Consider the following 12,937-nt stretch of genomic DNA (forward strand, 5'->3'; position numbering starts at 1 on the left):
GACTCTTACTTGGACTGGGCGTTCCGCGTGCCTGCGGGCAGGCGGACCGTCAGGCCGTCGAGCTCTTCGGTGATGATGATCTGGCAGCCGAGCCGCGACGTTTTGGTCAGGCCGAAGGCGAGGTCCAGCATATCCTCTTCGTCTTCGGTCGCGTCGGGCAGCAGCTCGATCCAGTCGGGGTCGACCACGACATGGCAGGTCGAGCAGGCGAGCGAGCCTTCGCAGGCGCCTTCGAGGTCGATCTCGTGCTTATGCGCGATCTCGAGCACCGACAGGCCCACCGGCGCCTCGAGTTCGCGGCGCGCGCCGTCGCGGTCGATGAAGATCACTTTGGGCATAACAAGACAAACTCCTGGGAAACTGGCGGCGAGCGCCCCTTTACGCAGCGCGCCGGCGGCGACGGTCGTAAAGCGAGCCCCAGGCGGAAAGCAAGCGATCGATGTCGGCACGCGTGCTGGTCGGACCCATGCTGACGCGGATCGCAGTCCTGGCAGCCGTCGGATCGACCCCCATCGCCAGCAGAACCGGGCTGGGCTCGACCGCGCCGCTGGAGCAAGCACTGCCGCTCGAGACCGCGATCTGTTCGAGGTCGAGCGCCATCAACACAGTTTCCGCCGGCAGATCGGGCGCGCCGAAGCAGCTCGTATTGCCGACGCGCGGTGCGCCTTCGCCGTAGATCACGAGATCGTCGGCGCGTGCTTTCAGCCCGGCTTCCAGCGCGTCGCGCAACGAGGCGACGTCCGTGGCGCGATCGTGCTGCAACTCGGCTGCAGCAGCGCCGAACCCCGCGATGGCGGCGACATTCTCGGTGCCGGCGCGCCGGCGGCGTTCTTGTGATCCGCCGCGCAACAACGGCGTCGCGCACAAATCGTCGGTCAGCAGCAACGCGCCAATGCCCTGCGGTCCACCCAGCTTGTGCGCCGACAAACTCATCGTGTTGGCGACGGCGGCGATCGGTGCGAGATCAAGCCGTCCGGCGGCCTGCACCGCGTCGACATGCAAACGGCGCCCGTGCCGATGCACGATATCGGCAACCTCGCCGATCGGTTGGATGACACCGGTCTCGTTGTTGACCGCCATGACCGCAACGATCGACAGCAACGGATCGTCGCCAAGCATCCGGTCCAACGCATCGAGATCGATCAAACCGCGCGCATCGACCGGGATTTTCGACTTGGCCCATACGGCGACGGACGGATGTTCGATTGCGCTGGCCAGCACATGCGCACCGGTCAGCGCAGTCGTATTGGCCTCGGTTGCACCGCTGGTGAACACGATGCGCGTCGGATCGATGTTGAGCTGCCGCGCGAGAATGGCCCGCGCATCTTCGACGCGACGACGCGCGCGGCGGCCCGGCCCATGCGGCGATGACGCGTTGCCGACATCATCCAACGCTGCGCGCATCGCTTCGCGCGCAGCCTGCTTCAGCGGCGCAGTCGCATTCCAGTCGAGGTAAATCGGTTCGGCCACGCGAACCGCATTATTCGGCGGCGTCGGGAACGCGGCCGCGCCGTTCGTCTTCAAGCTGCTGCACGCGCTGTTTCAGCGCGAGGATTTCTTTTTCCATGCAGGCAGTCGGATCGCTGCTTTCGCTGCACGGCGTCCCGTAAGCGAGGAACGGCTCGACCGACTTGACCGCCGAGACGACCGGCGGCGGTGCCCAGGCCGATGTTGCGTGTGCCGGGTCGCTGGTTTCGCGCGCCGGAATGCCGACGACGGTTGCGTGCGGCGCCACGTCTTTCAGCACGACCGCGTTGGCGCCGACACGCGCACCTGCACCAACCGTGATTGGGCCGAGCACATTTGCGCCGGCACCGATGATCACGTCCGACGCGACCGTCGGATGACGTTTGACGCCGCGCGTCAGCGACGTGCCGCCCAGAGTCACGCCGTGGTAAAGCGTCACATCGTCACCGACTTCTGCGGTCTCGCCGATCACGACGCCCATGCCATGATCGATGAAAAGTCGTTCGCCGATTTGGGCGCCGGGATGAATTTCGATGCCGGTGAGGCAGCGGTTGAAGCCTGCGACAAGGCGCGCCGGTAGCGTGAGCTCGTTCCGCCACAACCAATTCGCAGCCCGGTGCAACAGCACCGCGTGCAGACCGGGATAGGCCAACGCGACTTCGAGCCGCGACCGTGCTGCCGGGTCGCGCGCCATGATGCTGTCGATATGGGCCAGAAAATCCTTGAACACAGGCACTTCCCTGCTGTTACCTTCGCGGCCCGCCGGGCCGCCCCATTACGCTTTTGCCCACTCGCAAATGCAGGGTCAGCCCGCACGCGGTCGTAGGTGGCCCGGCCGACCCTCGTCAAGCCGGCCGTGCTACAACAAATAGGCGCTCAGCCGGTTAGACAAAGGTCCCACGCACACGATGCCCGAGGTAACGATCAACGGCCCCGCCGGCCGGCTCGAAGGTCGCTATACGCATAATAAGGCGACCAACGCCCCGATCGCGCTGGTTTTGCATCCCCATCCCCAGCATGGCGGCACGATGAACAATCGGGTCGTCTACACGCTGTTTCAGGCGTTTGTGGCGGCCGGCTTCTCGACCCTGCGGATCAATTTCCGGGGCGTCGGGCGCAGCCAGGGCAAATTCGATCGTGGCGAAGGCGAACTGGCCGACGCGGCGGCGGGCGTGGATTGGCTGCAGACCAACAATCCGAATGCCAGCCAGATTTGGATCGCGGGCTTTTCGTTCGGCGCCTGGATCGGCATGCAGCTTTTGATGCGCCGCCCGGAGTTTGACGGGTTTGTCGTCGCATCGCCGCCGGCCAATCTCTACGACTTCTCGTTCCTGGCGCCGTGCCCCAGCTCGGGGCTGATCCTGCAGGGCGACAAGGACGACGTCGTGTCGGAACCGTCAGTCGCAAAGCTGGCCGAGAAGATCTCGAAACAGCGCGGCCTGCAGATCGACTACAAAGTCATTCCTGGTGCGAACCACTATTTCCAGGACCGCTCCGAGTTGGTGCTCGAGCACACGACCGCCTATCTGAAAAAAGCGGTCGCGCGCGTCACGGCATAAGCGCGCTTTCGTTCGTTACGGGTCAAACACGACCCATTCGGTTCCGGTGAGACGCTGCAGATCAAGCAGCAGCGTCTCCAATTCCCGCCACGGAAATTCCCGCGTTTCAGGCCCCGGCGCGCCATAGCGCACGATGAATTGCAGCTTTGCGACAATGCCCGGCAGCGATTCCGGCGAGGCCGCCAGAATGCGATCGGTCAGCGCATCTTCGATCGTCAACGCGGCTTCTTCGTCGCGACGTGCCTTCGGCAACTGATCGACGACACGCTTGTGCTGCTTGATTGCGCGTGCCGACGCGTTGGGTGCAGTCGCCGCCGGTTCCAGGCGCAGCCTTTCGCAATCAAGCCAATCGCGCGCCCGGGTTTTCTCTGATGCGTTGGCCATTGCACGCAGCCATTCCTCGCGCAGCGAAAAGATCGGGTCGACGCCCGGACTGGCGACACCGCGGGGCAAGATGAAGCCGGTGTCGTCGTCGAGGCGCGCATACGACAATGCAGACACAGTCATGCCAGCAGCTCCTCACGCCGGGCCACGTGGCCTGGCTGTTATGGTCGAACGGAAGTTGTGTGCCGCGCCGTAAACGCTGTGCGGCACAAGCGGAGACTAAAACGCGAACATGCTTGAAGTCCACGCAATAACGTGGTTCTTTTGAAATTAGCGTACGATTTCGCGCGCGCGCGAAACTTGGCGCGCTTTCAAAAACCCAATCGAATCACGGGTTTCGCGTCAGAGCGCTTTCACGGCGGCCAGCACTTCGGCGACGTGGTTCGCGACTTTCACTTTGCGCCAGACCTGCACGATCTTGCCGTCGGCGCCGATCAGGAACGTGCACCGTTCAATGCCCATATATTTGCGGCCATAGAGGCTCTTCTCGACCCAGGTGCCGTAGCGTTCGCACACCGCGCCGTCTTCGTCCGACGCGAGCGGGAAGGTGAGCCCGTATTTCTTTTTGAACTTGTCGTGTTTCGCGACCGTGTCTTTCGACAGGCCGATGATCTCGGTGCCGAGTTTCGCGAACGCTTTTAGCTGCGCCTGGAACGCTTGCGCCTCGGCGGTGCAGCCGGTCGTGTCGTCCTTGGGATAGAAATACAGAACGACGTTCTTGCCTTTGAGCGCCTTCAACGACACGCGGCCGTTACCGTCGGTCGGCAAATCGAAATCGGGCGCCTTCTTGCCTGCTTCGAGCGTCATCGCATCCTCATTGTTCGAAAATCGCACGACAGCGCCGGTTGGCTGCGTGCAGCCGCGCGCGCAAGAAATCCGCCGCGTCGTCGATATCGACCGATCCTGACTCGGGTCCCAGCACGGCGCGCGCAACACCCGCAGCAAGCGACGGCGGTGCGGTTGCGGGATCGAACTTCTCGGTCACGGCCAGGCGCAAATACCCCTGCACGCGCCAGCACAGATCGAGCGTGCGTGTCAGGTCGCGCGCGGCGTCCGCCGACAAATGTCCCGCTTGCGCCAGCCGGATCAGCGCTTCTTCGGTTTCGGGTAGCAGCAGCGACGGGTCGGACGGCGCGTGACGCAGCAGCAAATACTGCGTCGCGAATTCGATATCGACGAGACCGCCATCGGCGTATTTCACGTCCCATGCGCCTTGTGGCGGTTTCTCGCGTTCGAGCAGCGCGCGCATCGTCTGCACGTCGACTTTGATCGATTGCGGATCGCGCGGCCGCGTCAGCGCTTCGCGCACCGCGTCCATCGTCGCGTCGGCAAGATCTTTCGGGCCGGCGACAACACGCGCCCGCGTCAGCGCCATGCGCTCCCACGTCCAGGCGCCGTCGGCGTGATAGGCGCGGAAGGAATCGAGCGAGGTCGCCAACGGGCCTTTATCGCCTTGCGGCCGCAGGCGCAAATCGACGTCGTACAATTTTCCCGCAGCGGTCGGCGCGGTCAGCGCGGCGACGATGCGTTGGGTCAGGCGTGCAAAATAGGTTTGTGCGAAGAGCGGTTTCGGCCCGTCGGACGGTTCGTCGGGCGCCAGCGGCGGATAGACCACGATCAAGTCGAGATCGCTCGCAACCGACATGCGCCGTCCGCCCAATCGGCCCAGCGCCAATAACGCGACGCCCGGCGGATCGAACTTGCCGTGCTTCTCGACGAAGCTTTCTTCGACGCGCGGCAGCAACGCCTGGATTGCGACTTCGGCCGTGTCGGCGAGATAGCGGCCGGCGCGCACGCCGTCGGTCAGACCTTTCAGGATCTGCGCGCCGGCGCGAAAGCGGGTCTCGGCTGCAAAGCGGCGGACTGCATCCAGCGACGCTTCGAAATCGCGTGCACGCGACAGCAATCCCGCAAGGTCGGCTTCGATGGCGGCGCGATCGGGCAGCTCGCCGAAGAAATCCTGCGTCAACACGCCGTCGAGCAACGACGGATCGCGTGCGAGCTCTGCGGCGAGACGCGGCGCGCCGCCAAGAATCTCGGCCACCAGTTCAAGCAGCGACGGGTTTTCTTGAAACAGCGCCAGCAGCTGCACGCCGGCCGGTAGCGACGCGAAGAATCCGTCGAAGGCAGCGAATGCATCGTCGGGGCGCGGTTGCCGTCCCAACGCCGCCAACAAGGCGGGAACCAGTTCGGTCAGCAATTCGCGTGCGCGCTGGCTGCGTGTCGCGCGAATGCGACCGTGATGCCAGCCGCGCACGATGCCGGCGACGCGCGACGGATCGGCAAAGCCGAGCTTGGCCAACGTCGCGATCGTGTCGGGATCGTCCGACGTGCCGGTGAAAACCAGATTGCCGGGACCGGCGAGGGTCGGCGCGCTTTCGAACAGATGCGCGTAACAACGTTCGACGGCGGCGCGATGCGCGGCCAGCTGTTCGCGGAACGCCGCTTCATCGAGGCCGCAAAACGCAGCCAGCTGCGCGACGCCGGCCGCGCTGTCGGGAATTGCGTGCGTCTGCCGGTCGTCCACCATCTGCAGCCGGTGCTCGACCATGCGCAGGAACCGATAGGCGTCGGTCAGCTCGTCACGCGCCGTTTCGTCGATCCGCCCGTGCGCGGCCAGCTGCACCAAGGCGGGCAAGGTGGCGGGCGCACGCAGCGACGGAATGCGGCCGCCGAAAATGAGTTGCTGCACTTGGGCGAAGAATTCGATTTCACGGATGCCGCCGCGGCCAAGTTTGACGTTGGTGCCTTCTGCGGCGCCGACATCGGCGCCGCTGCGTGGCCGACCCGCGTCGATCTGACGCTTGATCGAATGAATGTCTTGAATGGCCGCAAAATCGAGGTGGCGACGCCAGATCCAAGGCTGCAATCGTTCCAGGAAATCGGCGCCAGCCGCGCGGTCGCCCGCAACCGGGCGCGCTTTCAGCATCGCAGCGCGCTCCCAATTCTGGCCGAGGCTCGTGTAGTACACTTCGGCTGCAGCCACCGAGACGGCGAGCGGCGTTGCGGCCGGATCCGGCCGCAGCCGCAAATCGCACCGGAAGCCGTAGCCGTCTGCGGTGCGCTCTTCCATGATACGCACCAGCTCGCGAGTCAGACGGACATGGCGTTTCTGCAATGTATCCGGATCTGCCGACCCGCCCAGACGGTCGGCGTCGTAGAGCACGATGAGGTCGACGTCGCTTGAGTAGTTCAGTTCGCGCCCGCCCAACTTCCCCATGCCGAGCACGATGAGTCCGGGGCCCAAGCCAGCCTGTCGTGCTGCTTCGGCTGCGGCGCGATCGAGCAGCGTCTCCGCGACATCGGAGATTGCGGTGCAGACGCGATCGACGGTCCAGGCGCCCGACAGATCGGCAAGCGCAACGGCAAGCTGCGCGCGTCGCTTGGCGACGCGCACGCGCCGCATGACGTCTGCGGTACTGTCACCGTCGGTTTCGTCGAGCACCGCCAGCGCAGCCTCGAATGCGGCGTCCGGTCCGGTCGCGAACAGCGCGCGCACGAAATCGGCTTCGGCAAACAGCGCATGCGTCAGATGCGGGCTGCAGCCGGTGATGCCATCCAGCAGCGCCAATGCGCGCGGATCGTTGCCGAGCGCGGCGAGCGACGGCGTCTCCGCGAATCCGGCGCGGGCACGGGCGACCGCTTCGCTGTCATATGGGCGCGGCAGGCGCGTTGGATCGAACTGGTCGACGAACATCGGGGTCGAAGGCGTAGCCGAGTGCGCGCCCGCCGTCACCTTCTGGACCGAACGCCAACAATTTCCCTCGGGAAATTGGGCAACTAAAAAACGCGGCCGGACGGCCGCATGATCAAGCGAACATCCAAACTGCTGTTCGAAATCCTGGCGATCCTGCTGGGCGGCGTGGCCGTTCTGGTCGGGCTGTTGGCGTGGCGCCTGTCGACCGGCCCGATTCAGATCAGCGCTCTCAAACCGTATCTCGAGCAGGCGCTGGCCGAAGTCGCGCCCGACGCGCGCATCGCGATCGGCGACGCGTCGCTCGCCTGGCGCGGCTTCGATCGTGCGCTGCTGCTGGAAGCGTCGCGCGTAACGCTGACGCGTGCGGACGGACGTTCGATCGCGACCTTACCCGAAATCGATCTCGGCCTGTCGTTGCGCGGCCTCGCGATGGGCCGGCTGCGTCCGGTACGGCTGGTGCTGGTCGCGCCCAAGCTGGTGGCGTTGCGCGACGCCGAAGGCCAAGTGCGGCTGACGGTCGGGCGCGACGAACCTGCGGTGCCGGATGGCGCATCCGGCGAACCAGCCAGCGAAGCACCCTCGGGACTCGATCTTGCGCGCGTGTTGATGGGACCGCCTGACGATGCATCGCCGTTGGGCGACCTGCGCCGCTTGCAGGTCGTCGACGGTGCGCTGTCGATCGAAGACCAGAAGCTGGGCGGCGCGTGGCGCGCGCCGCGCGTTGCGCTCGATCTGCGCCGCACGACGCAAGGTCTCGACGGCACGGCGCTGCTCGAATTGGAAATCGGCACGCGCATCGCGCGGTTCGACGCGCAAGTTTCGCAGCTGCGTCGCGAGGGCAAGCTGCGCGCAACGCTGAAAGTCGAACGGTTCGAGCCAGCCGGTCTGGCGCCGTTGCGTCCCGACCTGCCGCTGGCTGCGTTCAAACTGCCGCTCGGCGGCACTGCATCGATCGAACTCGACGAGAAGCTGCGCCTGGTCTCGTCGCGCATTGCGCTCGACGGCGGCGACGGTTTGCTCGACTTGCCCGACGCCTATCCGAACGGCTTGGCGGTAAAGCGGCTCGAGCTTGCCGCCGGCTACAACAAGGTGAACGACCGGCTCGATCTTGATCAGCTGTTGGTCGATTTCGACGGGCCGACCTTGCGCATCGTCGGTGCCGCAACCGGTGACGGCGATCGTTGGCGCGTTGCGATGACGGCGACGGCCAGCAATCTGCCGCTGGAACAGTTTCCGCGTCTGTGGCCGATCAATGCCAATCCCGACGGGCGTCGTTGGGTGACGGCGAACATCACGACCGGCCTCGTCAAAAGCGCGACTGCGAATCTGGTTGCGACGGCGCCGCGCGGACGCGTCGGCGCGCTGGATATCGAAAGCGTCAAAGGCGGATTCGAATATTCCGGCCTCAATCCGCATTACTTCCGCGCGCTGCCACCGGTGACCGAGGTTGCGGGCAAGGCGACCTTCGATCTCGACGGCATGGATCTCGCGATCGAGCGCGGCAAGCTGGAAGAGCTGGCGATCAATGACGGGCTGATCGCGATCCGCGGCTTTCGTGCCGCCGACCAGCTGCTCGATTTGAAGCTGGGCCTGGCCGGACCGATCCGCACCGTGCTGACGATTCTCGATTATGATCCGCTGCATTACGCGCAGGTGATCGGCGCCGATCCGAAGCAGGTGCGCGGCACCACCGCGGCGCGTGTCGAAATCGGCTTTCCGCTCAGCAAAGATTTGAAGTTCAAAGACGTGTCGCTTGGCGCGCGCGGCACCTTGTCGGGCCTTGCAGTTGCCGACGCGGTTGCCGGCCGTTCGCTGTCGGACGGCGAGCTGAAATTGAACCTGACCAAGAAGGGCATGGTGCTGGACGGCACCGGCAAGCTCGAAAACGTGCCGCTGCAACTCAAATGGCAGGAATCGTTCGAGGACGCCGACCGCGTGCGCAGCCGCGTCGAAATTAAAGGCGATGTTGACGCCGCGGCGCGCACCGCGTTGCGGCTCGATCCCGGCCGTCGTGTCGAGGGGCCGCTTGTCGTCAGCGGCGCCTATCAGGCCTTGCGCAACAAGCGCGCGACGTTCGAATTCTCGCTCGATGCGCAGCGTGCGCGCGTCTATCTACCCGAACTCGGCATCGACAAGCCGGCGGGCGTTGCCGGCGCTGGCGTTGCGACCTTGGCGCTCAACGACAACACGCTGGAGCGGATCGAAGCGGTCAAATTCAACAGCCCCGGCATCGCGATTGAAGGCAGCGTCACGTTCGGCGCGCAAACGACGGTGCAGAAGGTCGACCTGACGCGCGTCGCGCAGGGCGAAAGCGATTTTCGCGCAACCGCAACGCGTGCCGGCGCGGGCTGGGCGATCAATGCCGGCGGGCGTGCCTATGATGCGCGCACTTTCATCGCCGATCTATTCGCACCGACGCCGCCCGGCACGACGCCGTCACCGCGCATCCCGTACGCGCTGACTGTGTCGCTCGAGAAAGTCATCGCGGCGAAGAGCGGCGAATTCCTGACCGGGCTGCGCGGCACGGCCAATTTCATGGGCGGACGGCTCGAAGCTGCGTCGCTCGATGCGCGCGCGGGCAACGGCGCGGTGCGGTTGCGGCACGCGCCGCGCACGGGCGGCGCCTATGCGCTGGATCTGTCGACCGACGATGCTGGTGCGGTGCTCGCCGCTGCGGGCGTGACGCGTTCGATCAGCGGCGGTCAGATGACGATCGAAGGCACCAGCGAAACGCTCGGTGAGTCACGCCGCAGCTTCGGCAAGCTCGACGTTGCGAATTTCCGCGTCGTGAATGCGCCCGCGCTGGCGCGCCTGTTCAACGCCGCGTCGGTGTCGGGTTTCGCCGATTTGTTGCAAGGCAACGGCATCGCCTTCGATCATCTCGACGCCGACTTTACCTGGGGCGACGGCGTGCTGACGTTGCGCGAAGGCCGCGCCGCCGGCAGCGCCACCGGTATTACCTTTGCGGGTCCGATCGATCTCGGTCGCGGCAGCATGGACATCAACGGCACGTTGGTGCCGGTCTACACGCTGAACCGGATCGTCGGCGCGATTCCGATCGTGGGCGATTTGTTGAGCGGCGGCGAAGGGCAGGGCCTGTTCGCCGCGACCTATTCGATGCGCGGCTCGATCGATGAGCCGCAAACCAGCGTCAATCCGCTGTCGGTCTTGGCGCCCGGCTTCATCCGCAATCTGTTTTTCTTGCGCGACTTGCCGGACGCGAAGCCGGCGGCGCCAACGCCGCCGGCCGCTCGCTAATTACGCAGCGCGTTCGAGTGCGATGGCGGTGGCTTCACCGCCGCCAATGCACAGGCTGGCGATGCCGCGCTTCATGCCGTGCGTCTCCAGCGCGTGCAGCAAGGTCACGATGATGCGCGCGCCGGTGGCGCCGATCGGATGGCCCAGCGCAACCGCGCCGCCATGCACGTTGACCTGATCGCGACGCAGGCCGAGATCGCGGATCGCAGCCATCGCAACGACGGCGAAGGCTTCGTTGATCTCGTACAGATCGACGTCGCCGGCTTTCCAGCCGGTCTTGTCGAGCAGCTTTTTGATTGCCGGGATCGGCGCGGTGGTGAACCAGGCCGGCTCCTGCGCGTGGCTCGCATGGCCGACAATGGTCGCAAGGATCGGCATGCCGTTCTTCTCGGCGACCGAGCGGCGCGTCAGAATCAGCGCGGCTGCACCGTCGGCGTTGGCGCTCGATGCGGCGGCGGTGATCGTGCCGTCTTTCTTGAACGCTGCTTTCAAGCTCGGGATTTTGGCGGGATCCAGCTTCGCCGCGTGCTCGTCCCGCGCGACCTCGATCGAGCCTTTCTTGTCGGCGACGGTGACTTTCACGATTTCGCGATCGAAGGCGCCGCTGCTCTGCGCATCACGCGCGCGGCGAACCGACTCCATCGCGTATTCGTCCTGCATCTCGCGCGTGAACTGATAATGCTCGGCGCAGTCTTCGCCGAACGTGCCCATCGAACGGCCTTTGTCGTAGGCGTCTTCGAGACCGTCCAACATCAGATGGTCGAACACCTGCCCGTGGCCGATGCGGTAACCGCCACGACCCTGCTTCAACAGGTACGGTGCGTTGGTCATGCTCTCCATGCCGCCCGCGACGACGATGTCGGCCGAACCGACTTTCAGCAGATCGTGCGCGAACATCGCGGCCTTCATGCCCGAGCCGCAGACTTTGTTGACGGTCGTCGCGCCCGCCGCGTCGGGAATGCCCGCGTGCCGCGCAGCCTGTCGCGCCGGCGCCTGGCCCAGACCAGCGGGCAACACGCAGCCCATCAACACTTCGCTGATTGCGTCGGGCGAAACCTTGGCGCGCTCCAGCGCGGCCTTGATCGCGATCGTGCCCAGCTCGGTCGCGGCCAGCGGCGACAGCTCGCCTTGGAACTTGCCCAGCGGCGTGCGGGCTGCACCGGCGATGACGATCGGATCGTGCGCGGACATCTTGGTTTCCTCCGTGAATTCGGGAGGGATCTAGCGCGCCACGGGCGCCAGGGCGAGCGCCGGGTTCGATGAGTTTATTTCTTCCGCTGGCGACCCGTGCGAACGCCGCTTTTCCTACGCTGACTTCACCAAGGCATGTCGTTTCTTGCCGGCGCTGAGCTTGGCGACGCCGTCACCGTCCAGCGCGCTGTCGGTGAGCTTGGCGTTTTCGTCGCTGACCTGCACATCGTTGAGTCGAATGCCGCCGCCTTTGATCAGGCGGCGCGCTTCGCCCTTCGACGCGGCCAGGCCCAGCTCGGCCAACAGGTCGACGACCGAAATGCCGGCCGCCAAGTCGGCGCGCGATTTCACCAGGCTCGGCAGCGCTTCGCCGGTCGCTGCACCTTCTTCGAATGTGCGGCGCGCGGTTTCGGCTGCTTCGGTTGCGGCGTCCCGGCCGTGCGCCAACGCGGTCGCTTCGGTCGCGAGCACTTTTTTCGCTTCGTTGATTTCGGCGCCCTGCAATTTGGCGAGGCGTGCGATTTCGTCGAGCGGCAATTCGGTGAACAGTTTCAGAAACCGTTCGACGTCGGCGTCTTCGGTGTTGCGCCAGTACTGCCAGTATTCGTACGCGCCGAGGCGATCGGCGTTCAGCCAGATCGCGCCCTGCGCGCTCTTGCCCATCTTGGCGCCCGATGCGGTCGTCAAAAGCGGCCAGGTCAGGCCGTACAATTCGGCTTCGACCAGACGGCGACCGAGATCGGTGCCGCTGACGATGTTGCCCCACTGGTCCGATCCGCCGATCTGCAAATTCACGCCGTAGCGTTTGTACAGTTCGACGAAGTCGTAGGCCTGCAGGATCATGTAGTTGAATTCGAGGAAGCTCAGCGGCTGTTCGCGATCGAGCCGCGACTTCACCGAATCCATCGACAGCATGCGGTTGATGCTGAAATGCCGCCCGACTTCGCGCAGGAACGGGATGTATTGCAGGTGGTCGAGCCATTCGGCGTTGTCGACCATCTGCGTTGCATCGAGATCGATGAACGGCGCCAGGCTGCGGCGGATGCCAGCCGCGTTGGTCGCGATCGTCTCGTTGCTGATCAGCTGGCGCGATTCATCGCGGCCCGACGGGTCACCGATCTTGGTGGTGCCGCCGCCGATCAGCAGGATCGGTTTGTGCCCGGTCTTCTGCAGCCAGCGATTGGCCATGATGCCGACCAGCGAGCCGACATGCAGACTGTCGGCGGTGGCATCCATGCCCCAATAGGACGTGACTGGACCCTTCGCGAAGGCGGCGTCGAGCGCTTCGAGATCGGTGGCCTGGTACAGGAATCCGCGCTCCTGGAAGACGCGGAGAAAGTCGGAACGGAACGCTGTCATTCGCTGCGGGACTAGCATAGAC

10 protein-coding genes are annotated in these 12,937 nt (G+C 65.1%); 2 read left to right on the forward strand and 8 right to left on the reverse strand.

Features of this window, described 5'->3' with window-relative positions; genetic code table 11:
• Positions 1-5: 5 nt before the first annotated feature.
• From TMPK1_RS16940 to epsC, 3 genes are read right to left on the reverse strand one after another with little or no spacing between them, the layout of a single operon-like run.
• Positions 6-338 carry a ferredoxin family 2Fe-2S iron-sulfur cluster binding protein gene (locus TMPK1_RS16940; protein ID WP_420244472.1) on the reverse strand — a complete coding sequence of 111 codons (333 nt, stop codon included), beginning with the start codon at positions 336-338 and terminating at the stop codon, positions 6-8.
• A 40-nt stretch (positions 339-378) separates the two neighbouring features.
• On the reverse strand, positions 379-1,470 hold the full coding sequence (locus tag TMPK1_RS16945) for a cysteine desulfurase family protein (protein WP_420244474.1): 1,092 nt from the start codon (positions 1,468-1,470) through the stop codon (positions 379-381).
• A 10-nt stretch (positions 1,471-1,480) separates the two neighbouring features.
• Positions 1,481-2,197, reverse strand: coding sequence for a serine O-acetyltransferase EpsC (gene epsC / locus TMPK1_RS16950; RefSeq protein WP_420244475.1), 717 nt, complete (start codon positions 2,195-2,197; stop codon positions 1,481-1,483).
• 178 nt (positions 2,198-2,375) lie between these two features.
• Between epsC and TMPK1_RS16955 the strand changes: the two genes are divergently transcribed.
• Positions 2,376-3,026, forward strand: coding sequence for an alpha/beta hydrolase (locus tag TMPK1_RS16955; RefSeq protein ID WP_420244476.1), 651 nt, complete (start codon positions 2,376-2,378; stop codon positions 3,024-3,026).
• A 15-nt stretch (positions 3,027-3,041) separates the two neighbouring features.
• Here the strand turns inward: TMPK1_RS16955 and TMPK1_RS16960 are convergent, their stop codons facing one another.
• From TMPK1_RS16960 to TMPK1_RS16970, 3 genes are all read right to left on the reverse strand, one after another.
• Positions 3,042-3,533 (reverse strand): hypothetical protein, encoded by a 492-nt coding sequence (locus TMPK1_RS16960; RefSeq protein WP_420244478.1) that lies wholly within the window; start codon positions 3,531-3,533, stop codon positions 3,042-3,044.
• Between the two features lie 219 nt (positions 3,534-3,752).
• Positions 3,753-4,217, reverse strand: coding sequence for a thioredoxin-dependent thiol peroxidase (gene bcp, locus TMPK1_RS16965; protein ID WP_420244479.1), 465 nt, complete (start codon positions 4,215-4,217; stop codon positions 3,753-3,755).
• A gap of 7 nt (positions 4,218-4,224) precedes the next feature.
• The gene (locus TMPK1_RS16970) at positions 4,225-7,107 is read right to left on the reverse strand and encodes a bifunctional [glutamine synthetase] adenylyltransferase/[glutamine synthetase]-adenylyl-L-tyrosine phosphorylase (protein ID WP_420244481.1); all 2,883 of its coding nucleotides are present in this window, start codon (positions 7,105-7,107) and stop codon (positions 4,225-4,227) included.
• Between the two features lie 108 nt (positions 7,108-7,215).
• Here TMPK1_RS16970 and TMPK1_RS16975 point away from each other — a divergent pair, with 108 nt between their 5' ends.
• The gene (locus tag TMPK1_RS16975; protein WP_420244483.1) at positions 7,216-10,365 is read left to right on the forward strand and encodes a YhdP family protein; all 3,150 of its coding nucleotides are present in this window, start codon (positions 7,216-7,218) and stop codon (positions 10,363-10,365) included.
• Here TMPK1_RS16975 and TMPK1_RS16980 read toward each other — a convergent pair whose 3' ends face one another.
• Positions 10,366-11,556 (reverse strand): acetyl-CoA C-acyltransferase, encoded by a 1,191-nt coding sequence (locus tag TMPK1_RS16980; protein WP_420244484.1) that lies wholly within the window; start codon positions 11,554-11,556, stop codon positions 10,366-10,368.
• 114 nt (positions 11,557-11,670) lie between these two features.
• Positions 11,671-12,915: a tyrosine--tRNA ligase gene (tyrS, locus tag TMPK1_RS16985; protein WP_420244486.1), complete on the reverse strand. Its 1,245-nt coding sequence runs from the start codon at positions 12,913-12,915 to the stop codon at positions 11,671-11,673.
• Positions 12,916-12,937: the final 22 nt, after the last annotated feature.

The sequence above is a fragment of the Roseiterribacter gracilis genome, from assembly GCA_018332375.1.
GTDB classification, from domain to species: Bacteria; Pseudomonadota; Alphaproteobacteria; order BOG-932; family Roseiterribacteraceae; genus Roseiterribacter; species Roseiterribacter gracilis.